The 24325-nt window shown below is 71.7% G+C and carries 22 protein-coding genes; 12 read left to right on the top strand and 10 right to left on the bottom strand.

The genetic code is table 11. The features are described from left to right. Positions 1–289 precede the first annotated feature (289 nt). The gene (locus ABZ454_RS15825; RefSeq protein ID WP_359538344.1) at positions 290–1051 is read left to right on the top strand and encodes a helix-turn-helix domain-containing protein; all 762 of its coding nucleotides are present in this window, start codon (positions 290–292) and stop codon (positions 1049–1051) included. Beyond that, positions 1048–3609, top strand: a complete 2562-nt coding sequence (locus ABZ454_RS15820; RefSeq protein ID WP_359538343.1) for an FtsX-like permease family protein — start codon at positions 1048–1050, stop codon at positions 3607–3609. The genes ABZ454_RS15825 and ABZ454_RS15820 overlap by 4 nt, the downstream gene beginning before the upstream one ends. 87 nt (positions 3610–3696) lie before the next feature. On the opposite strand, the gene ABZ454_RS15815 is transcribed toward ABZ454_RS15820, so the two are convergent. The 8 genes from ABZ454_RS15815 to ABZ454_RS15780 form a co-directional block, all read right to left on the bottom strand. Then, positions 3697–4107, bottom strand: coding sequence for a rhodanese-like domain-containing protein (locus tag ABZ454_RS15815; protein WP_359538341.1), 411 nt, complete (start codon positions 4105–4107; stop codon positions 3697–3699). Then, positions 4104–4613 carry a cysteine dioxygenase gene (locus ABZ454_RS15810; RefSeq protein WP_359538339.1) on the bottom strand — a complete coding sequence of 170 codons (510 nt, stop codon included), beginning with the start codon at positions 4611–4613 and terminating at the stop codon, positions 4104–4106. The genes ABZ454_RS15815 and ABZ454_RS15810 overlap by 4 nt, the downstream gene beginning before the upstream one ends. Before the next feature lie 100 nt (positions 4614–4713). Next, positions 4714–4800 (bottom strand): putative leader peptide, encoded by an 87-nt coding sequence (locus tag ABZ454_RS15805; protein ID WP_311307652.1) that lies wholly within the window; start codon positions 4798–4800, stop codon positions 4714–4716. 32 nt (positions 4801–4832) lie between these two features. Further along, positions 4833–6446 (bottom strand): FAD-dependent monooxygenase, encoded by a 1614-nt coding sequence (locus ABZ454_RS15800; protein ID WP_359538337.1) that lies wholly within the window; start codon positions 6444–6446, stop codon positions 4833–4835. A gap of 239 nt (positions 6447–6685) precedes the next feature. Further along, positions 6686–7597 (bottom strand): amino acid ABC transporter permease, encoded by a 912-nt coding sequence (locus ABZ454_RS15795; protein WP_359538335.1) that lies wholly within the window; start codon positions 7595–7597, stop codon positions 6686–6688. Further along, on the bottom strand, positions 7594–8259 hold the full coding sequence (locus ABZ454_RS15790; RefSeq protein WP_356322014.1) for an amino acid ABC transporter permease: 666 nt from the start codon (positions 8257–8259) through the stop codon (positions 7594–7596). Before ABZ454_RS15790 ends, ABZ454_RS15795 begins: the two co-directional genes overlap by 4 nt. 74 nt (positions 8260–8333) lie before the next feature. Continuing rightward, positions 8334–9176 carry a glutamate ABC transporter substrate-binding protein gene (locus ABZ454_RS15785; protein WP_356322013.1) on the bottom strand — a complete coding sequence of 281 codons (843 nt, stop codon included), beginning with the start codon at positions 9174–9176 and terminating at the stop codon, positions 8334–8336. Between the two features lie 69 nt (positions 9177–9245). After that, entirely contained in the window at positions 9246–10034 is a 789-nt protein-coding gene (locus ABZ454_RS15780; RefSeq protein ID WP_356322012.1) for an amino acid ABC transporter ATP-binding protein, read from the bottom strand. A 317-nt stretch (positions 10035–10351) separates the two neighbouring features. Here ABZ454_RS15780 and ABZ454_RS15775 point away from each other — a divergent pair, with 317 nt between their 5' ends. Together ABZ454_RS15775 and ABZ454_RS15770 are read left to right on the top strand one after the other, a co-directional pair. Next, a complete protein-coding gene (locus tag ABZ454_RS15775) occupies positions 10352–11044 on the top strand; it encodes a response regulator transcription factor (RefSeq protein ID WP_359538331.1) in 693 nt (230 codons plus the stop codon). A 15-nt stretch (positions 11045–11059) separates the two neighbouring features. Next, the gene (locus ABZ454_RS15770) at positions 11060–12454 is read left to right on the top strand and encodes a HAMP domain-containing sensor histidine kinase (protein WP_359538329.1); all 1395 of its coding nucleotides are present in this window, start codon (positions 11060–11062) and stop codon (positions 12452–12454) included. Positions 12455–12470: 16 nt separating this feature from the next. Here the strand turns inward: ABZ454_RS15770 and ABZ454_RS15765 are convergent, their stop codons facing one another. Then, on the bottom strand, positions 12471–13469 hold the full coding sequence (locus ABZ454_RS15765; protein ID WP_359538327.1) for a TAXI family TRAP transporter solute-binding subunit: 999 nt from the start codon (positions 13467–13469) through the stop codon (positions 12471–12473). Positions 13470–13603: 134 nt separating this feature from the next. Between ABZ454_RS15765 and miaB the strand changes: the two genes are divergently transcribed. Together miaB and ABZ454_RS15755 are read left to right on the top strand one after the other, a co-directional pair. Then, entirely contained in the window at positions 13604–15124 is a 1521-nt protein-coding gene (gene miaB / locus ABZ454_RS15760) for a tRNA (N6-isopentenyl adenosine(37)-C2)-methylthiotransferase MiaB (RefSeq protein ID WP_359538325.1), read from the top strand. A gap of 89 nt (positions 15125–15213) precedes the next feature. Beyond that, positions 15214–15927 (top strand): class III extradiol dioxygenase subunit B-like domain-containing protein, encoded by a 714-nt coding sequence (locus ABZ454_RS15755; protein WP_359538323.1) that lies wholly within the window; start codon positions 15214–15216, stop codon positions 15925–15927. Positions 15928–16222: 295 nt separating this feature from the next. Here the strand turns inward: ABZ454_RS15755 and ABZ454_RS15750 are convergent, their stop codons facing one another. Further along, positions 16223–16480, bottom strand: a complete 258-nt coding sequence (locus ABZ454_RS15750; RefSeq protein ID WP_359538321.1) for an antitoxin — start codon at positions 16478–16480, stop codon at positions 16223–16225. Between the two features lie 248 nt (positions 16481–16728). Between ABZ454_RS15750 and miaA the strand changes: the two genes are divergently transcribed. The 6 genes from miaA (at position 16729) to ABZ454_RS15720 (ending at position 24272) form a co-directional block, all read left to right on the top strand. Further along, positions 16729–17667, top strand: a complete 939-nt coding sequence (gene miaA, locus ABZ454_RS15745) for a tRNA (adenosine(37)-N6)-dimethylallyltransferase MiaA (protein ID WP_356322005.1) — start codon at positions 16729–16731, stop codon at positions 17665–17667. Positions 17668–18059: 392 nt separating this feature from the next. Continuing rightward, positions 18060–18287, top strand: coding sequence for a hypothetical protein (locus tag ABZ454_RS15740; protein ID WP_359538319.1), 228 nt, complete (start codon positions 18060–18062; stop codon positions 18285–18287). A gap of 758 nt (positions 18288–19045) precedes the next feature. Further along, positions 19046–19486: a hypothetical protein gene (locus ABZ454_RS15735; protein ID WP_359538379.1), complete on the top strand. Its 441-nt coding sequence runs from the start codon at positions 19046–19048 to the stop codon at positions 19484–19486. A gap of 88 nt (positions 19487–19574) precedes the next feature. Then, complete coding sequence (gene dapF / locus ABZ454_RS15730; RefSeq protein WP_359538317.1) at positions 19575–20447, top strand: diaminopimelate epimerase; 873 nt, start codon at positions 19575–19577, stop codon at positions 20445–20447. 141 nt (positions 20448–20588) lie between these two features. After that, entirely contained in the window at positions 20589–22712 is a 2124-nt protein-coding gene (locus ABZ454_RS15725) for an HD domain-containing protein (protein WP_359538316.1), read from the top strand. A 96-nt stretch (positions 22713–22808) separates the two neighbouring features. Further along, entirely contained in the window at positions 22809–24272 is a 1464-nt protein-coding gene (locus ABZ454_RS15720; protein WP_359538314.1) for a M1 family metallopeptidase, read from the top strand. The last annotated feature ends 53 nt before the right edge of the window (positions 24273–24325 follow it).

Below are 24325 nucleotides of genomic sequence, written 5' to 3'. Positions count from 1 at the left end.
CGGTCCGCGGTTCGCTCCACCGGAGCAAGGCCATACGGGTGTGTCGCTACGCATTCGAGGAATCCGCCGACTCCGTGTCTGCGATGAGGGGGATCAGGGGCGGTCGGGGACGATCGGGGGTGAAGAAGGGGACCAGGGGCGATCAGCAATGGCCCTCGGCGGTCAGGGGTGGCGAATCCCGGCCGCGAATCCAGGCCAGGGGAGTGCCGGGTTCGGGGGATAACCCCCCTGCGAAGACGCCGGAACGCTCCAGTGCACAGACATCTGTGCACAGAGCAGTGTGTGACGCATGCCAGAGAAGCCCGGTGGTACCGAGATCACGGAGCTGGCGGCCCTGAAGGCCCTCGCCCAGCCACGACGCCAGCAGATCCTCCAGCACCTCACCCTGCACGGCCCCGCGACGTCGGCGATCCTCGCCCGCGCCCTGGGCCTGAACACCGGGGCCACGAGCTATCACCTGCGCGAACTGGCCCGGTACGGGTTCGTCGCCGACACGGTGCCGCAGGAGCCGGGCGTACGCCGGGCACGGTGGTGGCGGGCCGTCCCCGGTGACCGCCGCTTTCCGCCGCCGTCCCGCCGGACACCCGGGATGCGGCTCGTCATGGACGAGCTGAACCGCCATGCGTACGCCGCCGACCTCGCACTGTTCGAGCGGCTCCAGCGCGAGAGCGGCGCCGCCGCAGAGGCCGGGGAGACCGACGAATGGGCCGACGCGCACGCGTACTCACGAGGCTCCCTGAAGCTCACGGCACCCGAGCTCCACGAGTTCTTCGAGGAGTACATCGCCCTCATGAACCGCTACAAGCGGCCCGACGACGAGACCCCGCCAGGTGCCCGCACGGTCCACACCCGCCTGCTCGCCTTCCCCGGTCCGAGCGAAGACGTCCGTGCCCCAGGCGAAGACCTCCCTGCCCCAGGCGAAGACGTCCCCTCCCCAGGCGAAGACGTCCCTGCCCCGAGCGAAGGCGTCTACCGCCCGGGCGGAGACACCCCCGGCCCCGACGGCGTCGTCTCCACGGATGACAACAGAAGAAGGACGGACGCGTCATGATGCTGCGCTATGCCCTGCGTACGGTCCGCGACCGCAAAGGAGGCTTCCTCGGAGCGCTGCTGGCCCTCATGTGCGCGGCCGCCCTCGTCACGGCCTGCGGCACCCTTCTGGAGACCGGCCTGCGCGGACGGATCGCCACCGAACGCTACGCCGCGACCCCGCTCATCGTCTCCGCCGACCAGAACGTCCACCGGACCACCGTGAAGCACAAGGGCAACGGGAAGACGAAGGCCAAGCACAAGGCCAAGCCGGTCGCCGAGCGTGCCTGGCTCCCCGCCACCGTCGGCGACCGGATCCGCGCCCTGCAGGGCGTGCGAGCGGTCGTCCCCGAACTGACCTTCCTCGCCGAGCCGTTGCCGGGCGGCCTGCCCGGCCGTACGGAAGGCGGCGGCACGCCCGGCTACGGACATTCCTGGGACTCCGCCCCCCTCACCCCGTTCGCCCTCACCACGGGCCGCGCCCCGGCCTCGGCCGACGACGTGGTGATCGACCGGGGCCTCGCCGAACGGGCGGGCCTGACGACCGGCGACCGGCTCACCGTGCAGTCCACCCAGGCGCCCCGCACCTACCGCGTCAGCGGCATCGCCGCCCCGGACGGACACGGCGAACTCCGGCAGCAGACGTCGCTGTTCTTCTCCACGGCGGAGGCCGAACGCCTCGCAGCCCGTCCCGGCCAGGTCTCCGCCCTGGGCGTGCTGCCCGTAGCCGGTACGGACACCGACCGGCTGAAGCAGCGGGTCGCGCAGGTGCTCAAGGGCACCACCGCCCAGGTTTCCACGGGTGACGATCGCGGGCCCGTCGAGTTCCTGGATGCCGCGGGCGCGCGCGTCAAGCTGGTCTCCATGGGCGGTGCCATGGGCGGGACCTCGCTCCTGGTCGCGGTGCTCGTGGTCGTCGGGACGTTCGCGCTCTCCATCCAGCAACGTCATCGTGAGCTGGCCCTGTTGCGGACGATCGCGGCCACCTCACGGCAGGTCCGCCGTCTGCTCGGCCGCGAGGCGCTGGTGGTGGGCGCCGTCGCCGGGGTACTGGGCGCCCTCGCCGGGCTGCCGCTGGCCGGCTGGCTGCACAGTCGATTCGTCGATTCGGGCGTGGTGCCGGCGACGCTGGAGCGGACGGCCGGAATCCTGCCCGCCTGCGCCGCTCTGGTCGTCACCCTTCTCGGCGCCTGGGCCGCCGCCCGTATCTCCGGCCGCCGTATCGCGCGCCTCCGCCCTGCCGAGGCCATGGCCGAGTCCGCCGTCGAGCGCCGCCGTCCGGCTCGGGGCCGAATCGCCGCCGGCCTGGTGCTGCTCCTGGCCGGCGGGGTACTCGTCGCCGTACTGGGCATCCTGCACACCGAGGCGGCCTCGACGCCGGTCACCTTCCTGGCCGTGGTGGTGCTGGCCACGGCCGTGTCGCTGCTCGGCCCGCTCCTGGTCCGGGTGGGCGCCTTCCTGTCGGCGGGCGCGCTCCGTGCCACCGGACACGTCGGCCGTCTGGCCACGGCGAACATCCGCGGGAACTCCACCCGGATGGCCTCCGTCGTCACCCCGCTCACCCTGCTCATCGGCATGACCTGCACGGTCCTCTTCGTCCAGCCGACCCTCGCAGACGCCGCCCTGGCCCAGGCCCGGGAAGGCACCCGCGCCACCTGGGTGTTGGGCGCGCAGGGCCCCGGCGTCCCGTCGGAAGCGGCCGAGGCCGTCCGGAGGACGCCCGGAGTCACCGCCGCCACGGAGGTGGTCCGCACGACCGTCCGGGTCGGGCTCGCCGCGTACCCGGCGCAGGGAGTCACCACGGCAGGGCTGGCTCGCACCTGGGACCCCGACGTGACGCGCGGGTCGATGGCCGCGTTCACCGCCGACTCCCGTTCGGCCGCCATCAGCGAACGGGCAGCCGGGCAGCTCCACCTGCGCCCCGGCAGCGCACTGAAGCTGAACCTGGGCGACGGCACCCCCGTCACCCTCACGATCGCGGCCGTCTACCGCCGCGGACCGGGCTTCGGCGACCTGACGCTGCCGCACGACCTGGTCGCCCGGCACATGGACAACCCGCTGGCCGCGACCGTCCTCGTCGCAGGTGACGCGAGCCGCGGCGAACTGGCCGCCGCAGTAGCGGAGTTCCCGGCCGTCGCGGTCCTCGCCCCGGCCGCCGCGGACCGGCTCCAGGCGGACCGCCGGCGGCAGAACGCCGAGGTCAACCTGCTCGCCATGGGCCTGGTCCTGGCCTTCACCGCCATCGCCGTCGTCAACACGCTGGCCATGTCGGTCTCCGAGCGGCTCAGGGAGTTCGCGCTCCTGCGGCTGGCCGGGGCGACCCGCCGGCAGGTGCTGCGGATGCTGCGCATCGAGACGCTGTCGGTGGTGGTCCTGGCCGCCGCCCTCGGTACCGGGATCTCGCTCGCGGTGCTGACCGCCTTCAGTATCGGGATGACGGGCGGTGCGGCGCCCACCGTGGTGCCGTTGGTGTACGCGACCGTGGTGGGCGCCGCCGCCCTGCTCGCCCTGATCGCGACGGCACTGCCCGGCAGGCTGGCCCTGAAGGCCCGCCCGGTGGAGGCCGTCACGAGCCGGTGACCGACGGCCCGAACCGGCAGGGCTCCCGGTCAGCGTGCGACCGGGAGCCCTGCCGGTTCGGGGGCCCTCAGGCCGCCCCGTCGCCGGTCACGCCTCGACGGGCAGTCCCGCCGCGCGCCAGGCCTGGAAGCCGCCGATCAGGTCCGTCGCCCGGTACAGCCCGAGCCGGTGCAGCGACTCGGCGGCGAGGCTCGACGCGTACCCCTCGTTGCAGATCACCACCACCCGCAGATCGTGACTCACGGCCTGCGCCGCGCGATGGCTTCCCTGCGGGTCCAGCCGCCACTCCAGTTCGTTGCGCTCGACGACCAGCGCCCCGGGGATCAGCCCGTCGCGTGCCCGCAGTTCCGCGTAGCGGATGTCCACGAGGAGCGCGCCCTCCTCGGCCGCCGCGCTCGCCTCCTGCGGCCCGAGCCGCTCGTATCCGGCCCGGACCCGCTCCAGGAGCTCGTCGATCCCGATCCGGTGGTCGCCCCCGTCGTGCCGTTCCTCGCTCACTGCCAGTCCTCCGGGCGCTCGGTCTGCTCAAGGCGGAGCACCGCTCCGGTGCGGCTGTAGCGCCGGATCCGCGGCAGCGGCGGGTAGTACGCGTGGACGGAGACGGCGTGCTCCGTGGCGGACCGGTTCAGCACCTCGTGGACGTGGTGGCGGCCGAACGCCCTGCCCTGACCGGCCGTCAAAGTCCGCGACCGGTCGAGGTCCTCGGCCAGCTCCAGGGTCTTCCAGCCGTCGGTGGGCAGCCGCGCCGCGAGCGAGTGCTCGTTCAGCGTGCCGGCCGCGGTGAGGAAGGCGCCGATCGAGTCGGCGTGGTCGTGCCAGCCGGTGCCGGAGCCGGGTGGCCATCCGATCAGCCAGGCTTCGCTGCCGCCGGGTCCGTCGAGCCGGATCCAGGTGCGGCCCTCGGGGTCGAGGGGGAGCGAGGCGACGAGCGCGGTGTCCGCGGCGGTGCGGCGGACGAAGTCGAGCAGTTCCGCGGCGCTCGGACCGGAGGCGGTCGTACGCACGGAAACAGGGGAGGGGGAAGCAGACACAGGGACCGTCCTGAGGGTTCGCGTGGGCGCCCCTGCCGTACGTCACAGCGCACGGGGAGCGGGAGAAGGCGATTCAGCAGGACGGGCGACACACGCAGCCCGCGTAGCGGAGCAGGTCCATGTGGACCCTCCGCCACAGGCGCACATCGGTGTCGGTCATGTTCCGGAGTAGACCATGTGCGCCTGCGGGGGTCAATTGACGTCCGCGGTCCGGTCGGAGCGTACGGACGTGAGGAGCGCGCCGCCGCGCGCCGCGTCCGCCGCCGCGAGGAGCTCCGCCGGCCGGACCCCGCCGAACGACTCCACGAGATGGCCGTCCGGCCGGATGAGCAGCACGGTGTGCGCGGGGGCGCCGGGATAGCTCTCGGCGACCAGCAGTTCCGCCTTCACGGGGAGGCCGTCGACGGTCTCGACGAGCCGCGGCATGATCCCGGCCCGCATCCAGTGCCGCCGGTCCCATACCCCGGTGCCCGGCGCCACGAGCACCACCAGCAGGTGCCCCTGCCCCAGCCGTTCCCTGAGCCGCACGGGCGTTCCGTCCGGCGCGGTGACCCGCACATCGGTGACCGGCGCACCGGGGGGCGTACCCACGGAGGTGTGCGCCTCGGCGCGTGGGGGCGCAAGGGGGGAATGGGAGTAGGAGGGGGGCGCACCGAGCGGTCCGCATCCCAGATGTCCATCGGTGAGCAGCGAGTCGTGCCCCCGTGCGCTCCCCGGGACCAGGGTCCGCAGGCCCCCGCCGCCCCGCAGTATCGGCAGCGACTGGTCGGCGGCGCGCAGCCGTGAGGCGACGGCGGCCCGCCGCTCGGCCTGATAGCTGTCGAGCAGGACGTCACTGGCTCCGTGATGCCAGGCCAGCGCCAGCTTCCACGCCAGGTTCTCGGCGTCCCGCAGCCCCTCGTCGAGCCCCTGGGTGCCGAGGGCCCCCAGCAGATGGGCGGCGTCCCCGGCCAGGAAGGCCCGCTTGACCCGCCACCGCCGGGCGAGCCGGTGGTGGAGCGTGTAGACGCCGGTGTCCAGGAGTTCGTACGGGGGTGTCTCGCCGCACCACCCCGCCAGGGTGTCCCGGACCCGGGTGACCAGCACGTCCGGTGTGACCAGCTCCCCGCGTGGCGGCAGCAGCCAGTCCAGCCGCCAGACCCCGTCGGGCAGCGGGCGTGCGGTGACCTCGGCGCCGCCGGTGCGCCAGGGCGGAAGCCGGTGCAGCACAGCCTCTCCGGGCCACGGCAGCTCGGTGCGCAGCGCGGCGACGGCATGCCGTTCCACCGCCGTGCGGCCCGGGAACCGGATGTCGAGGAGCTTGCGCACGGTGGACCGCGCCCCGTCGCAGCCGACCACGTAGCTCCCGCGCCACCAGGTGGAACCGGGCTCCCGGGTGTGCACCGTGACCCCGGCCGGGTCCTGCTCCAGCGTGTCGATCCGGCTGGGTCCCGCCGTCTGCACGAGCTCGTGCGCGGCCACCGCGTCCCGCAGCCCCCGCACCAGCGCGTGCTGCGGCACATGGACGGGGGCGGCCGGCCGGTCGCCGGCGGGCGAACCGGTACCGAGCGGCAGCTCCCGTACGAGCTGCCTGCGCCGCATGGACCGCCAGCCGGACCAGCGAAGGCCCTTGTCCTGGACCGCTTTGCAGCCGAGCCGTTCCACCAGGTCGGCGGTGTCCTCACGCAGCACGACCGTGCGGGCCGGGCGCGTCTCGTCCTTGCCCGGGTCCTCGTCCAGGAGCACGGAGGGCACGCCCTGAGCCGCGAGGGCGAGCGACAGCACCAGGCCGACCGGCCCGGCGCCGACCACGATCACCGGGTCCACGGCGCGGCCCCCGGAACACCTGCGGACGGACGCGGGGAGGCACACGACAGGACGGACGGGGCCGGGACGGCCGCCGAGGCGGAGGGCGGCGTCGAAGGAGATGCGGCAGCGGAGGCTCGGGGCGCGATCACAGAACGTATGCAACCTACTGCCGGTGCGTGCGTCAAGTGACACCGGAACGCGGCGAGGGGCGGTGGCGCGTGCGCCCCCGCCCCTCGTGGGCCTGAATCGACGAGTCGTCAGGAGGTGGTCCGGTCGACCGTTTCGAGCGACGGCGCACCGGCCGTCTCCAGTTCGCCCGCCGGGCCGGTGGCCACCACCGCGCCGGTGCTCTTCTTCCGCTGCCGCAGCCTCCGCTCCAGCCAGCTCGCGAACGAGGTGAGGGTGAAGTTCAGCGCGATGTAGATCACGGCGATGATCGTGAAGCACGCGATGGTGTTCGCGCCGTAGTTCGCCGCCATCGGCCGGACCGACGCCAGCAGCTCGGGGAACGTCATCACCGCGCCACCGAGGGCGGTGTCCTTCACGATGACCACGAGCTGGCTGACGATCGCGGGGAGCATCGCGGTGACCGCCTGCGGCAGCAGCACGAAGACCATCGTCTGGCCCTTGCGCATGCCGATCGCCTTGGCGGCGTCGGTCTGCCCCCGCGGGAGGGTCAGGATGCCGGCGCGCACGATCTCGGCGAGCACCGAGGCGTTGTAGAGCACCAGTCCGGTGACCACGGCGTACAGGGGACGGGCGTCGGTGCTGATGTTCGTGTATTCGGAGTACACCGCGTTCGCGATGATCATCAGGATCAGCACCGGAATGGCCCGGAAGAACTCCACGACCACACCGGACGGCGCCCGCATCCACCGGTGGTCCGAGAGCCGGCCGATCCCGAACAGGGCGCCCAGCGGCAGCGCGATGATCAGTGCGAAGAACGCCGCCTTGAGCGTGTTCTGGAGCCCGGGCCAGATGAACGTCTCCCACGGCTGGGAGCTGGTGAAGAAGGGCTTCCACTTGATCCAGTCGAGCTGGTTCTTGGAGGCCAGACCGTCGTAGATCCACCACACCACGGCCGCGGCAACGAGAACGAACAGGACCGTGTAGAGGATGTTCCGCTGCTTGGCGCGCGGTCCCTGGGCGTCATAGAGGACCGAAGTCATCGCTTCACCGCCACCTTCTTGCTCACCCAGCCGAGGATGAGGCCGGTCGGGAGGGTCAGGACGATGAACCCGAACGCGAAGACTGCCGAGATCAGGAGCAGCTGTGCTTCGTTCTCGATCATGCCCTTCATCAGGTACGAGGCTTCCGCCACCCCGATCGCGGAAGCGACGGTGGTGTTCTTCGTCAGTGCGATCAGCACATTGGAGAGCGGATTGACGACCGAGCGGAAGGCCTGCGGGAGGATGATCAGCCGCAGTACCTGGGCGAAACTCAGGCCGAGGGCGCGTGCGGCTTCGGCCTGGCCGACCGGCACCGTGTTGATGCCCGACCGCAGTGCTTCGCACACGAAGGCGGCGGTGTACGCGCTCAACGCCAGCACCGCCAGGCGGAAGTTGACATCCGTGATGTCGGACGCACCGAGACTGATGGCGAGCGTCGAATACAGCCCCAGCGACGAGAAGAGGATGATCACGGTCAGCGGAATGTTCCGGACCACGTTGACGTAGCCGGTCGCGAAACCGCGCATCAGGGGGACCGGACTGACCTTCATGCCGGCCAGCAGCGTTCCCCATATGAGGGAGCCGAGGGCGGAGTAGACGGTGAGCTGCACCGTCACCCAGAAGGCCCCCAGCAGGTCGTAACCTTCAAGAAAGTCGAACACGATCTCCCGCGCTTCCGCGTGTAGGAGGGCACGGCGCGCCGCCCTCAGTGGCGGCGCGCCCGGTCAGCCCTACTTCACTTGACGACGTTGCCGATCTTCGGGGCTTCTTCGTTCTTGTAGCCCGCCGGGCCGAAGTTGGCGTCCACGGCCTTCTTCCACGAACCGTCCGAGACCATCTTGGTGAGCGCGTCGTTGATCTTCTTCTTGAGGTCGGCGTCGCCCTTCTTCAGGCCGATGCCGTAGTTCTCGTTGGTCATCTTGAAGCCGGCCAGCTTGAACTTGCCCTTGTTGGCGTCCTGCGAGGCATAACCGGCCAGGATGCTGTCATCCGTGGTCAGCGCGTCGATGACCTTGTTCTCCAGGCCGGTCAGGCACTCCGAGTAGCCGCCGTACTCCTGGAGCTGCGCCTTCGGGGCCAGCTTGTCCTTGACGTTCTGCGCCGAGGTCGAGCCGGTGACCGAGCAGAGCTTCTTGTTGTTCAGGTCCTCCGGCGACTTGATCGAGGTGTCGTCGGCGCGGACCAGGATGTCCTGGTGGGCGAGGAGGTACGGACCGGCGAAGTCGACCTTGGCGAGACGCTTGTCGTTGATCGAGTACGAGGCGGCGATGAACTTCACGTCGCCACGCTCGATCGCGGTCTCACGGTCGGCGCTCTTGGTCTCCTTGAACGTGATGTCCGCGGCGTCGTAGCCCAGTTCCTTGGCGACGTACGTGGCGACATCGACGTCGAAGCCGGTGTACTTGCCGTCCGGGGTCTTGAGGCCGATACCCGGCTGGTCGATCTTGATGCCGATCGTGATCTTCTTGCCGCCGCCCGAACCGGACGCGTCGTCCTTGTCGTCGGAACCGCAGGCGGTGGCGGTCAGGGCGAGGGCGAGCACGGCGGCCGAGGCGGCGGTGACCTTACGAAGCTGCATGGTGAGTTTCCCTAGAGTTGACGCGGTGTGAGTGATCGGCCGGTGTCGAGACCGGCGTCGAAGGCTCCGTCAGTGGTGCAGGATCTTCGACAGGAAGTCCTTGGCCCGGTCACTGCGCGGGTTGCTGAAGAACTGGTCGGGCGTGGCCTCTTCGACGATCTTCCCGTCCGCCATGAAGACGACCCGGTTCGCCGCGGAGCGGGCGAAGCCCATCTCGTGGGTGACGACGACCATGGTCATGCCGTCGCGGGCGAGCTGCTGCATGACCTCCAGCACCTCGTTGATCATCTCGGGGTCGAGCGCGGAGGTCGGCTCGTCGAAGAGCATGACCTTCGGGTCCATCGCCAACGCCCGCGCGATCGCCACACGCTGCTGCTGGCCGCCGGAGAGCTGGGAGGGGTACTTGTCGGCCTGGGTTCCGACGCCCACCCGGTCGAGCAGGGCGCGCGCCTTGTCCTCGGCAGCCTTCTTGTCCGCCTTGCGGACCTTGAGCTGCCCGAGCGTCACGTTCTCCAGCACCGTCTTGTGCGCGAAGAGATTGAACGACTGGAAGACCATGCCGACATCGGCTCGCAGCCTTGCCAGCTCCTTGCCCTCCGCGGGCAACGGCTTCCCGTCGATCGAGATCGCGCCCGAGTCGATGGTCTCCAAGCGGTTGATCGTGCGGCACAGCGTGGACTTACCGGACCCGGAGGGCCCGATGACGACCACGACCTCGCCACGGGCGATCGTCAGGTCGATGTCCTGGAGCACATGCAGCGCGCCGAAGTGCTTGTTGACGTTGCTCAGCACGACCAGGTCGTCGCCGGCCGCGGGTGCAGCGTCCTCGGCGCCCTTGGTCACTGAAACTCCGCTCATCGGCTTAATGCTCCGTCCTCCTCGGTTGGGAAGGACCTTAGTGACGCAGTGCGACCAGCGTCATTACATCTGAGCGGAAATTGAGCATAACGATCCGGCGGCAACCGGACACTCCGTGTGAAGGGGACGCCTCGGGAGACCCCCGGGGCGTACCGGGTGCATAACGGAAACCCGGATGCAACGGGCGGGCACTTGACTGGCATACCGGTCATCGGGGTGGATGCCTTGGTACACCCTGACGCGAAACGCCCCGCTACGGGGAAGTGACCGGGGGAGCACGAGACCGTACCGACACCGGACCTCAGGAGAGGGGGGCCATGAGACTGCTGCTCGTAGAGGACGACAACCACGTCGCCGCCGCCCTGTCCGCGATCCTCGCCCGGCACGGCTTCCAGGTGGTGCACGCCCGCAGCGGCGAGGAGGCCCTGCAGGCGCTCCTGCCCACCGACACGGAACCCTTCGGCGTCGTGCTCCTCGACCTCGGCCTGCCCGACCAGGGCGGCTACGAGGTCTGCGGGAAGATCCGCAAGCGCAGCTCCGTACCGGTGATCATGGTGACCGCGCGGGCCGACGTCCGCTCACGGATCCACGGACTCAACCTCGGCGCCGACGACTACGTGACCAAGCCGTACGACACCGGTGAGCTCCTCGCCCGTATCCACGCCGTCAGCCGGCGCAAGACGGGCAACGAGGACACCGCCCCCACGCCGGTCGCCGCGCTGCGCCTGGGGCACGTGCACATCGAGCTGCCCACCCGCCGGGTCAGCGTGGACGGAAGTGAAGTCCAGCTCACCCGCAAGGAGTTCGACCTGCTCGCGCTGCTGGCCCAGCGGCCCGGCGTGGTGTTCCGCCGGGAACAGATCATCAGCGAGGTGTGGCGTACAAGCTGGGAGGGGACGGGACGCACCCTGGAGGTGCATGTCGCCTCCCTGCGCTCCAAGCTGCGGCTGCCCGCCCTGATCGAGACCGTGCGCGGGGTCGGCTACCGCCTCGTCGCACCGTCCGCGTAGAGGCGTACGTTCCCGTTGCGCACCCGGCTGCTTCCGCTGCTCATCGTCCTCATGGCGAGCGTCCTGCTCGCGCTCGGCTTCCCGCTGGCCGTCAGCGTGGCGGCGGCCCGGCAGCAGGGCGTCGTGATCGACCGCATCGACGACACGGCGCGCTTCGCCGCACTCGCGCAGTTCATCACCGAACGCACCAGCGGCTACGACGAACGGCGCCGCACCCTCCAGGGCGAGCTGGAGACGTACGACTCCGTGTACGGCATCCGCGCCGGCGTCTTCTACCGCGACGACTCCGCGATGGCCAAGGCGCCGGCGTCCTGGCGGCTCCCCGTCGAGGGCGAGGGCCGTGAGGCGTTCAAGGAGGCGCTGCTCGGCCGTCGCAGCCACGATCCGCCGCAGGTCTGGCCCTGGCAGGACGGCCGGGTGGTCGTCGCCTCGCCCGTCGTACGGGACGGTGATGTGATCGCCGTCGTCGTAATCGACTCGCCCACCGACCAGATGCGGGCCGCCACGCTCCGCGGCTGGCTGGTGATCGCCGCGGGCGAGGTCGTCGCGATGCTGGTGGCCGTCGGCGCGGCGAACCGGCTCACCGGCTGGGTGCTGCTCCCCGTGCGGACGCTGGACGTCGCCGCCCACGACATCGCCAGCGGCCGGATGCGCTCCAGGGTCGTGGCGTCGGGCGGGCCTCCGGAACTCAGACGGCTGGCCCGTTCGTTCAACGAGATGGCCGACAACGTCGAGGACGTGCTCGAACAGCAGCGCGCCTTCGTCGCCGACGCCTCGCACCAGTTGCGCAACCCCCTGGCCGCACTGCTGCTGCGCATCGAGCTGCTCGCCCTCGAACTCCCCGAGGGCAACGAGGAGATCGCCTCCGTGCGGACGGAGGGCAAGCGCCTCGGCCAGGTCCTCGACGACCTGCTCGACCTGGCGCTGGCCGAGCACGCCGGCGCGGATCCGCAGCTCACGGACATCGGCGCGCTCAGCTCCGAGCGGGTCGCCTCCTGGCGGCCGGTGGCCGAGGAGAAGGGCGTACGGCTGCGGGCGGACGGCATCGGGGCCGTCACCGCCTGGGCGGACCCCATCGCCCTGTCCAGCGCGCTCGACGCCATCATCGACAACGCCCTCAAGTTCACCCCCGCGGGCGAGGAGGTCCGCGTCACGGTCGCCTCCGACAGCGCGAACGTCACCGTCGTCGTCGCGGACGGCGGACCGGGGCTCACCGATCAGGAGATGGAGCGCGTCGGCGACCGGTTCTGGCGCAGCTCCCAGCACCAGAACGTCCGGGGATCCGGCCTCGGCCTCTCCATCTCGAAGGCGCTCCTCGCCGCGAGCGCCGGCTCGCTCACCTGCACGCGGAACGAACCGCACGGGTTGCGCGTGACGGTCTCGGTGCCCCGCAGCGGGCCGCAGGGCTGAAGGGGCCCCCGGACCGTCAGGGCTTGACCGAGCGGTAGTAGCGCTTGGCCCCTTCGTGCAGCGGCAGCGGATCCGTGTAGATCGCCGTCCGCAGGTCCACCAGCTGCGCGGCGTGCACCTCGCGACCGATCCGGTCCCGGCTGTCGATCACCGTCCGGGTGAAGGCCTCCGTCATCGCCGCGTCGGTGCGGTCCGTGGTCACCAGCACGTTGGCGACCGCGACCGTGGGGACGGCCTGCCCCTGCTGCGCGTTGCCGTAGGCGTCGGCGGGCATCACGGCCGAGCGGTAGTAGCGGGTGGACCCGCCGGCGGCCTGGAGCTGCTTGATGAGCGGGTCCTCCAGCGGGACCAGCCGGATCGCGAACCGGTCCGCGAGATCGGCCACCGCGCTGGTGGGCAGCCCGCCGGACCAGAAGAACGCGTCGAGCCGGCCGTCCTCCAGCAGCTTCGGCATCGTGTCGATGCCGGCCGGCACGGCCGTCACGTCGGCGACCGGATCCAGTCCCGCGGCCGTCATCAGCCGGTCGGCCACCAGCCGGACCCCCGACCCCGGCTGTCCGACCGCGACCGTCCTGCCCCGGAGATCCGCGACCTTGCGGATCTTCGAGTCCCGCTTCACGACCAGCTGTATGTAGTCGTCGTACAGGCGGACACAGCCGCGCAGCCGGTCGGCGCCCGGCTTGCGGTCCCGGAGGTACGTGGCGACGGCGTCGGTGGTCGCGATCGTGAAGTCGGCCTTGCCCGTCGCCACCCGGGCGATGTTCTGCTGCGAGCCCTCGCTGGTCCGGAGCCGTATCGACACTTCGGGCAGATCCTTGGCGAGCGCACCCTCGAGCCGCTCGCCGTAGCGCTGGTACACGCCGCTGCGCACCCCGGTACTGAACGTCAGCGTCCCGTTCGGCGCCGGGTCCCTGAGGGGGAGCAGCCACCAGAGCAGCAGTCCGAGCACGACGACGAGGGCGGCGCCCGCGCGCAGCGAGCGACGCCGGCCGATTCGGGACAAAGCCAGGAACATGGCGGCGATCCTGCCAGGTGCCTCCCGGCCCTGGCCAGGGGCGCCCTCGGATCTCCCGGCCTTCGCGGGGGCCGGGGCACGGCCCGCGAGCCGCCCGCGGCGGGAGGCGCCCGTGCAGCGCCTACCCTTGTCGCATGAGCAGCGGCAACCGGAGCGAAGCAGTGGACGTCAGAAAAAGCTATGAGGTGCGCACCTACGGGTGCCAGATGAACGTCCACGACTCCGAGCGGTTGTCGGGACTGCTGGAGGACGCCGGCTACGTACGGGCGCCCGAGGGCTCCGACGGTGACGCCGATGTCGTCGTCTTCAACACCTGCGCGGTGCGGGAGAACGCCGACAACAAGCTCTACGGCAACCTCGGCCGGCTCGCCCCGATGAAGACGAAGCGCCCCGGGATGCAGATCGCGGTCGGCGGCTGCCTGGCGCAGAAGGACCGCGACACCATCGTCGAGCGGGCCCCCTGGGTCGACGTCGTCTTCGGTACGCACAACATCGGCAAGCTGCCGGTGCTGCTGGAGCGCGCCCGTATCCAGGAGGAGGCGCAGATCGAGATCGCCGAGTCCCTGGAGGCGTTCCCCTCGACGCTGCCGACCCGCCGCGAGTCCGCCTACGCCGCCTGGGTCTCGATCTCCGTCGGCTGCAACAACACCTGCACCTTCTGCATCGTCCCGGCGCTGCGCGGCAAGGAGAAGGACCGCCGGACCGGCGACATCCTCGCCGAGATCGAGGCGTTGGTCGCCGAGGGCGTCTCCGAGATCACCCTGCTCGGTCAGAACGTGAACGCGTACGGCTCCGACATCGGCGACCGGGAGGCGTTCTCCAAGCTGCTGCGCGCCTGCGGGCGGATCGAGGGCCTGGAGCGGGTCCGCTTCACCTCGCCGCATCCGCGCGACTTCACCGACGACGTGATCGCCGCCATGGCCGAGACGCCGAACGTGATGCCGCAGCTGCACATGCCCATGCAGTCCGGCTCGGACACGATCCTGAAGGCGATGCGCCGCTCGTACCGGCAGGAACGCTTCCTCGGCATCATCGACAAGGTGCGGGCCGCGATGCCGGACGCCGCGATCTCCACCGACATCATCGTCGGCTTCCCCGGTGAGACCGAGGAGGACTTCGAGCAGACCATGCACGCGGTCCGCGAGGCGCGCTTCGCCAACGCCTTCACCTTCCAGTACTCCAAGCGCCCCGGAACCCCCGCCGCCGACATGGACGGGCAGATTCCCAAGGAGGTCGTCCAGGAGCGGTACATGCGCCTGTCCGCCCTCCAGGAGGAGATCTCCTGGTCGGAGAACAAGAAGCAGGTCGGCCGCACGCTGGAGGTCATGGTCGCGGAGGGCGAGGGCCGCAAGGACGGTGCCACGCACCGGCTCTCCGGCCGCGCTCCCGACAACCGTCTGGTCCACTTCACCAAGCCGGACGATGACGTGCGGCCCGGCGACGTGGTGACGGTCGAGATCAGCTACGCGGCCCCGCACCACCTGCTCGCCGAGGGCGCGCCCCTCGGAGTGCGGCGGACCCGCTCGGGGGACGCCTGGGAGAAGCGCACCGCCGCGGCGGCCGCCAAGCCGGCCGGCGTCATGCTGGGCCTGCCCGGGATCGGCGCCCCGGCACCGCTGCCCGCGGCCTCGACGCCGGGATGCGGCTGCGACTGAGCGGCGAACGCGGCCTGGGCGCGGGGCGGCGACCGACGGCGGTACGGCTCCCTGCGCGGGGCCGGCGGCCGCCCAGTACGCTGCCCCTCATGCTTGTCGCCGCCGCTGTCTGCCCCTGTCCGCCGCTGCTGGTCCCCGACGTCGCCGCCGGTGCCGCGCCCGAGCTCGACGGGGCGAGGACCGCGTGCACCGACGCCCTGGGCGTCCTCGCGGCCTCCCGGCCCGATCTGCTGATCGTGATCGGCCCGGCGGACCTCGCCGGCCGTGGCCCCCACCCCGAGGGCGCCACCGGTGGCTTCCAGGAGTTCGGCGTGGACCTCGACGTACGGCTGGGTCGGGACCTGGGCACGGCCGTCGAGCGCCCGCTCGCCCCGTCGCTCGCGGTCGGCGCCTGGCTGCTGGCCCGCACCGGATGGGCCGGCACCCCGGTCGAGGCGCTCGGCGTGGGGGAACCGCTAGAGACCGGCCGCTGTGTCGAGACGGGGCACACCCTCGCCGCCCGCGCGGACCGGGTCGCGCTGCTGGTGATGGGTGACGGCAGCGCCTGCCGCACCCTGAAGGCGCCGGGTTACCTCGACGAGCGCGCCGCCGGATTCGACGCGGCGGCTTCGCGCGCGCTGGGGGCGGCCGACACCGACGCGCTGATCGCGCTGGACGAGGCGCTGGCGTACGAACTCAAGGCCGCGGGACGCGCACCCTGGCAGGTGCTGGCGGGGGCCGCCGAGGGAGCCGGCCTGGAGGGGCGGCTGCTGTACGACGACGCGCCGTACGGCGTGGGCTACATGGTCGCGACCTGGTCCTGACCGGACGAGGACCGGGGCCGCGCGTACTGACCGGACGAGGACCGGGGCCGCGCGTACTGACCGGACGAGGACCGGGGCCGCGCGTACTGACCGACGAGGCCGGGGCCGCGCGTACGGCCCGTACGAGGGCGCGCCTGCGCGTACTGACCGCGCGCAGACGCGGGCCGCGCCCGGTGCACGCACGAGACCGGACCGCGCGTACCGACCGCACGAGGACGGGCTGCGCGTACGGCGGCCGTGGAGCGGTGCCGATGCCGCTCCACGGCCGCCGTGACGCGCTGCGGCCCCGCGGCGGTCAGGGAGCGGGCGGCGTGCTGCCCGGAGGGGGCGGCGTACCGCCGCCGTCCTTCTGGGACAGCCGGTCCACGGCTTCCTTGGCCTTCTGCGTGCCGGTCACGATCTTGTCGCTGTACTTGCCCTTGGTCTTCGCGTCCACCGTCCGCGCGGCCTTGTCGAGCCCCTGGTCGATCTTGTCCCCGTGCTGCTGCGCGAGGTCGCTCACCTTGTCCTTCGCCGGGCTCAGCTTCGCCTTCAAATTGTCCATGAAGCCCATCGGACACCTTCTCTGCTGGGGGCTGCGTGCGCGTGCTCTCTCCGGTCCCGATACCCGCCTGACCGGCCTCTACTCGTCCTGCCACGGCCTCGGCGGCCAGGGAGGACGAACGGCGGAACCGTGAGAAACCACCCATATGGAGACACCATTTTACTCGACGGCACGTGACGGCGGGTGACGGGCCGGCCACCGCACGACCCGTGCGTCACCCATTCGGTATCGGCCCCGAGGTTTGCGAGACTGTGGCAGTGACAAGCCCAGCTCCCGCACCGCGGGTCATCGCCGTCGTCGGTCCCACCGCAGCCGGAAAGTCCGACCTGGGGGTGTTCCTCGCCCAGCAGCTCGGGGGCGAAGTGGTCAATGCCGACTCCATGCAGCTCTACCGGGGGATGGACATCGGCACCGCCAAGCTGACCGTCGCCGAGCGCGGCTCGGTACCCCACCGCTTGCTGGACATCTGGGACGTCACCGAGGCCGCCAGCGTCGCGGAGTACCAGCGCCTGGCCCGCGCCGAGATCGACCGGCTGCTCGCCGAGGGCCGCACCCCCGTGCTGGTGGGCGGTTCCGGTCTGTACGTGAAGGGTGCGATCGACGCCCTGGAGTTCCCCGGCACGGACCCCGGCATCCGCGCGGCGCTGGAGGCGGAACTGGCCGAGCGCGGTTCCGGAGCGCTGCACGAGCGGCTCGCCGCGGCCGATCCCGAGGCAGGCCGTGCCATCCTGCCGAGCAACGGCCGGCGCATCGTGCGGGCCCTCGAGGTCATCGAGATCACCGGCAAGCCCTTCACCGCCAACCTCCCGGGTGACGACGCGGTCTACGACGCCGTCCAGATCGGCGTCGACGTGGCCCGCCCCGAGCTCGACGAGCGCATCACCGTGCGGGTCGACCGGATGTGGGAGGCCGGACTCGTGGACGAGGTGCGCGACCTGGAGTCGCACGGTCTGCGGGAAGGGCGCACCGCCTCCCGGGCGCTCGGCTACCAGCAGGTGCTTACCGCGCTGGCCGGGGAGTGCACCGAGGACGAGGCGCGCGCCGAGACCGTGCGCGCCACCAAGCGCTTCGCGCGCCGCCAGGACTCCTGGTTCCGCCGTGACCCGCGCGTCCAGTGGCTGAACGGCGCCGCGGAGCACCGTGAGGAACTCCCGGGCCGGGCGCTGGCGTTGGTCGAGCGAGCGGTTACCGCCTGATCGCAGGACGGGGGGCCGGTGACGTGCGGGCACCTTCCGAGAGGCGGCGTTGTCGGTGGGTGCTGACAGGGTGCGGGCATGACCGATGACGGGAGCCGCCCGCCTGACGCGGAGCCTGAGCGGGTTGCCTGCGGCGGCCCGGGAACTGCTCCTGGGAACGGACTGGGGGTCCCTCCAGCACGCCTACGGCTCCCGCGAGGACATACCCGGCGCCCTGCGCTCCCTCGTGGACGAGGATCCCGAGGTTCGGTCCGAGGCGCTGGCCGCGCTGGACATGGGCGTGCTGCACCAGGGCTCGCTGTACACCGTCACCGCGCCCGCGGCACTGTTCGTCGCCGCGATCCTCGAGCATCCCGTGGGCCTCGCCGAGCACGAAGGGCACTTCCCGTGGGATGACGGGCCGCCGCGCACCTGGCGGGCCGCCCGAACGCGGGCCGATCCTGCTCAGAGCCTTCGCCGGTGGCTACGACCCGGCCCGCCCGCTCACTCCCGCCCGACGCGGTCTGTCGCGGGCCTTTGCGGACGCCGACGAGTCGACGGGCGGCATCGGCGGGAACGCGTTGTGGTTCCGCGCGGCCGGGCTGCCCGACAACCGGGAGGGCATCGCCGCGTCGCTGTGACCTTGCCCGTCGCCGCACTCACCCATGACGCTCCCCACCTGGGGTCACGCACTGACCTTCTCCATCCAGGCCGTCTGCGAGCCACGGTCACAGCCCGTCAGCCGCGAGAGCCGGCGCATCGTCAAGCCCGGTCGCCAGGAGGCCGGCACGAGCAATCCCCGGTCCTCCAGCGGTCATCAAGCCCGGTCGCCAGGAGGCCGGCACGAGCAATCCCCGGTCCTCCAGCGGTCATCAGGTTCACCACCGCGCCGCCGGGTCTCGTCGAGCCGTGTGGACCTGGCTACTTGTGCTTGGCCGTACCGGGGCGGACTGCGCGCTCCTGCCGTGCGCGGGAGAGCCCCGTCCGCGCTCGATGGAGGCTCCTGGGTGGGAAGCCGGGCTCCTCGGCCCGCTTGCCCCGGGCATCGCGGAAGCGGATGGGGCGGACGGGCCGGCAGCTCGACCGCCTGCGGCACTCGCAGCGCTTGAAGGAAGCTCCCCACACCCCGCGCAAGCTTGTTCGACATGGGGGAGATGGCTCCCTCCTCGGCCTGGTCGCGACCGGGCGATCGGGGCCCTGACCTGGGGCTATTGCTGGCCTCTTGCTGACTCGCCGACCAGCAGCAGGCGTCTGACCTGCATAAACCCTGAAGGGGGGCTATAACAGCCTGATCACGTGATGGCATCGGGAAGCCCTGCCCGTCAATTCGGCGACCTGCGGCGTGCCATCATCGAGCATCGATCGACCAGTGAAGTCCGAGTTGGGAGGGCGCGTGGCGATGGAGGCCGGCCCTCGCGACACAGAGCAAGACGCACCGGACGCGCACCACGGAGCAGGACACCTCAGCCCCGACGGGCCCGATGAGCTCGCCGTGACCCCTGAGGTCGAGGTCGAGCTGCGTCCCGCCCGGCGGATGCGCATCTGGCAGCTCGCGCCGATCGTCATGCTCGCCGCTCTGGGATCGCTGATGTTCGCCTTCCCGCTCGCCTTCGAGGTGGGCGACGGCGGCCCGGTGGTCGCGATGCTGGGACTGCTGATCAGCTGCTGCGCCGCCGGCTGGGGCATGATGGCCGCCCGCCGAGTCGGGTACGCCTGGCCGGGACTGCCGTCCCGGGGGTCCGGGGAGCGGGCCGACTGGCGGGTGATCGCGCTGTACGTGACGGTGTGCGCCGCACTGGTCGCGCTGGCCGTCTGGCGCGTGGCACGACTGCGGGGCTGACGGGACGCCGGGCGATGACCCGGCCGGCCCCCTCCCGTCCGGCGGGCCGGTTCTCCGCGCTGTCGGCGCGGCCTCGTACAGTTGTCCTGTGACCACCTCGCAGATCGCCTTCCTCAAGGGCCACGGCACCGAGAACGACTTCGTCATCGTTCCCGACCCGGACAACGCCCTCGACCTGCCCGCGTCCCTCGTCGCCGCGCTGTGCGACCGCCGCGCCGGCATCGGCGGCGACGGGCTGCTGCACGTCGTGCGGTCCGCCGCACACCCCGAGGCGCGGGCCATGGCGGGCGAGGCCGAGTGGTTCATGGACTACCGCAACGCCGACGGTTCGGTCGCCGAGATGTGCGGCAACGGCGTCCGGGTCTTCGCCCGCTACCTGCAGCGCGCCGGCGCCGTCGGGGAAGGCGACCTCGCGGTCGCCACCCGCGGCGGCGTGAAGAAGGTGCACCTCGCCAAGAACGGAGACGTCACCGTCTCCATGGGCCGCGCCCTGTTCCCCGGCGACGGCGTCACCGTCACCGTCGGCGACCGCAGCTGGGACGCCCGCAACGTGAACATGGGCAATCCGCACGCGATCGCGTTCGTCGACGACCTGGCGCACGCCGGAAACCTGTTCAGCGAGCCGTCCTTCGCGCCCGCCGCCGTCTACCCCGACGGGGTCAACATCGAATTCGTCGTGGACCGCGGGCCGCGGCACGTCGCGATGCGGGTCCACGAGCGCGGCTCGGGCGAGACCCGCTCCTGCGGCACCGGCGCCTGCGCCGTGGCCGTCGCCGCGGCCCGCCGGGACGCGGCGGACCCGGCGGTGACCGGGGCCCCGGTCACGTACACCGTCGATCTGCCGGGCGGCACCCTGGTCATCACCGAGCACCCGGACGGGGAGATCGAGATGACCGGAGCGGCCGTGATCGTGTCCGAGGGCATGATCGATCCGGCCTGGCTCGAAACGCTCAGGGGATAGTGCTTCGCTCGAATGGGTGATCCGTTTCACGCTGGGCGAGAGCCGGACTCCGCCACGTGGTGGGGTCGGTAGCATCAAGCACCGGCCCGGAGGCGCGACCGCACCTTTGCACCGCCGGTCGACGTCGCCGGAGGTGCCCCCATGAGCGCAGAGGCCACCAACCCAGATGCTCCCATCCGCAGGCGGGGCCGTCCCCGGATCGATCTCCGCAGGCTCGGCCGGGTCGCCCTGCTCGGCCCGGTCTCCCGGGACCGGCTGCCGGACGCCATCGGCCACGTCGCCGAGGCGCACCGGGTCCACCACCCCGACGCCGACCTCTCCGTACTGCACCGTGCCTACGTCCTCGCGGAGAGCTCGCACCGCGGACAGACACGCAAGAGCGGCGAGCCGTACATCACGCATCCCCTCGCGGTCACCCTCATCCTCGCCGAACTCGGGGCCGAGACCACCACGCTGACCGCGTCCCTCCTCCACGACACGGTCGAGGACACCGAGGTGACCCTGGACCAGGTGCGCGAGCAGTTCGGCGACGAGGTCTGCTACCTCGTCGACGGCGTGACCAAGCTGGAGAAGGTCGACTACGGGGCCGCCGCCGAGCCGGAGACCTTCCGCAAGATGCTGGTCGCCACCGGCGACGACGTCCGGGTGATGTCGATCAAGCTCGCCGACCGTCTGCACAACATGCGCACGCTCGGCGTGATGCGCCCGGAGAAGCAGGCCAGGATTGCCAAGGTCACCCGTGACGTGCTGATCCCCCTCGCGGAGCGGCTCGGGGTGCAGGCGCTCAAGACCGAGCTGGAGGACCTCGTCTTCGCCATCCTCCATCCCGAGGAGTACGCACACACCAGTGCCGTCATCTCCGCCGCGACCGGCACGGCGGACCCCCTCGACGCCATCGCCGGCAACGTCGCCGCAGTGCTGCGGGAGGCCGGCATCCCCGCCGAAGTGCTCATCAGGCCACGCCACTTCGTCTCCGTGCACCGCGTGCGCGTCAAACGCGGCGAACTGCGCGGCAGCGACTTCGGACGCCTGCTGGTGCTCGTGGGCGAGGACGCCGACTGCTACGCCGTCCTCGGCGAGCTCCACACCTGTTTCACCCCGGTGATCTCCGAGTTCAAGGACTTCATCGCCGCGCCCAAGTTCAACCTGTACCAGTCGCTGCACACCGCGGTGGTGGGCCCGGACGGCGAGGTCGCCGAAGTCCTCATCCGCACCCACCGCATGCACAAGGTCGCCGAGGCGGGCGTCATCGCGCTCGGCAACCCGTACGCCGCGGACGGTACGGCACCGAGCGCCGAACCCGCCGACGGCGAACGGGCCGACCCCACCCGGCCCGGCTGGCTCTCCCGGCTGCTCCAGTGGCAGCAGTCCGCACCCGACCCGGACACCTTCTGGACCACCCTGCGCGCCGACCTCGCCCAGGACCGCGAGATCACCGTCTTCCGCACCGACGGCGGCACGCTGGGCCTGCCCGCGGGCGCCAGCTGCGTCGACGCCGCCTACGCCCAGTACGGGGACGCCGCGCACAGCTGTATCGGGGCCCGGGTCAACGGCCGCCTGGCCACCCTCAGCACCGTGCTCGTCGACGGGGACACGGTCCAGCCGCTCCTCGCCGAGGACGCCGCGTCCGGGCCCTCGCCCGACTGGCTCGACCACGCACGGACCCCCGCCGCCCGGATCGCCATCACCGGCTGGCTCGACGCCCATCCGCAGGACACGGAATCCGCAGCCGGAAGCCCGCCCGCCGGCAGCAGGCCCGGCCCGCAGCCCGCCCGCCCCACCGGGTCCGGCTCCGCCGGGACGGCCGGCCGCACGGTGAGCGCCGTGGTCGAGTCACCCGACACCACGGTGCGCCTCGCGGGCTGCTGCACCCCCGTGCCCCCCGACGACGTCACCGGATTCACGGTGCGCGGCGGCGCCGTCACCGTGCACCGGCTGGAGTGCCCGGTCGTGGCCCGGATGGAGGCCGTCGGCCGCGTGCCGGTCGTCGTGAGCTGGGGAGACGCGGCCGGCTGCCGGGTGACCTTGGTGGCGGAGTCCTTCGGACGGCCCCGGCTCCTCGCGGACCTCACCGAGGCGATCGCGGGAGCGGACGCGGCGGTCATCTCCGCCACCGTCGAACCCCCCAGCGAACAGCGCGTACGCCACACGTACACCCTGCAGCTCCCCGACGCCGCCGGCCTGCCCGCGCTGATGCGCGCCATGCGCGACGTACCGGGGGTGTACGACGTGAGCCGCGCCCAGCACCCGGCCGCCGCGCTCTGACCTCAGGGGTCCGCACGGTCCGCCTCGGCGGATCTTTCGGGTGGCGCGGTGCGCGCCGTCCCGGAACGGCGGGGGCGGCGCTGGTAGCCGTAGTCCATGCCGTTCCTCTCCCGTCGTCTGCAGGCCGCCCTGCTGGCCACCGCATCGGCCACCCTCGTCGCCGCCACCCTGCCCGCCCCGGTGCCCCTCGGTATCGGGGACCCCCTCTTCCCGCACCTCGGCAACCCCGGATACGACGTACTCGCCTACGACATCGGCCTCAGCTACGAAGGGCGCAACAGCGAACCGCTGGACGCCGTCACCACGATCACCGCGCGGACGACCGAGCCGCTGGACCGGATCAACCTCGACTTCACCCGTGGCACCGTGAAATCCGTCGAGGTCAACGGTCTGCGTGCCGGGTTCGCGACCGAGGACGAGGACCTGATCATCGAGCCACCGTCCGGCCTCCCGGCGGGAGCGCCGCTGCGCATCACCGTCCGCCACACCAGCGACCCCTCGGGCGAGCAGGACAGCGGGGGCTGGGTGCGCACCGCAGACGGGCTCGCCATGGCCAATCAGGCCGACGCCGGACACCGGGTCTTCCCCGGTAACGACCACCCCGCGGACAAGGCGTACTTCACCTTCCACGTCACCGCCCCGCAGGATCTGACCGTGGTGGCCAACGGTCAGCGCACCGGGCGGGTCCGGCACGGCGACCGCACCACCTGGACGTACCGCACCGGACACCCCATGGCCACCGAACTGGCCCAGGTCAGCATCGGCCGGTCCACCGTCGTCGAACGCACCGGACCGCACGGGCTGCCCGTGCGCGACGTCGTGCCGGTCGCCGACCGGGAGAAACTGGAACCCTGGCTGAGGAAGACCCCCGGCCAGCTGGAATGGATGGAACAGCAGGTCGGCCGCTACCCCTTCGAGAACTACGGCGTGCTGGCCGCCGACACCGAGACCGGGTTCGAGCTGGAGACCCAGACGCTCACCCTCTTCGAACGCCGGCTGTTCACCGACGTCACCTTCCCCGAGTGGTACGTCGACTCGGTCATGGTCCACGAGCTGGCCCACCAGTGGTTCGGCGACAGCGTCTCTCCGCGGACCTGGTCCGATCTCTGGCTCAACGAGGGACACGCCAGCTGGTACGAGGCGCGCTACGCCGAGGAGCACGCCGACCAGCCGCTGGAGCGCCGCATGCGCGACGCCTACACCCGGTCGGACGGCTGGCGTGCCGAAGGCGGCCCGCCGGCCCGCCCCGCCGCGCCGGTACCGGGCGAGAAGATCAGCCTCTTCCGGCCGGTGGTGTACGACGGAAGCGCACTGGTCCTGTACGCGCTCCGCCAGGAGATCGGCAGCGGCGCCTTCGACCGGCTGGAGAGGCTATGGGTCAGGACACACCGTGACTCCAGCGCCGCCACGGCCGATTTCACCGACCTGGCGTCCCGGGTGGCCGGACGCGACCTGACCGCCTTCTTCGACGGCTGGCTGTACGGGAAGAAGACCCCGCCCATGCCCGGACACCCGGACTGGCGCAGTACGCCACCGGCGGGGAGCGGGAAACCCGAGTGACGGACCGGGCCCGCCGTGCCAGTATCGACGAGTCGCCGCAGCGGCCGGACCGG

This window comes from Streptomyces sp. NPDC005803 (assembly GCF_040630435.1).
Lineage (GTDB): Bacteria > Actinomycetota > Actinomycetes > Streptomycetales > Streptomycetaceae > Streptomyces.
This window is presented reverse-complemented; position numbering and strand designations above follow the sequence as displayed.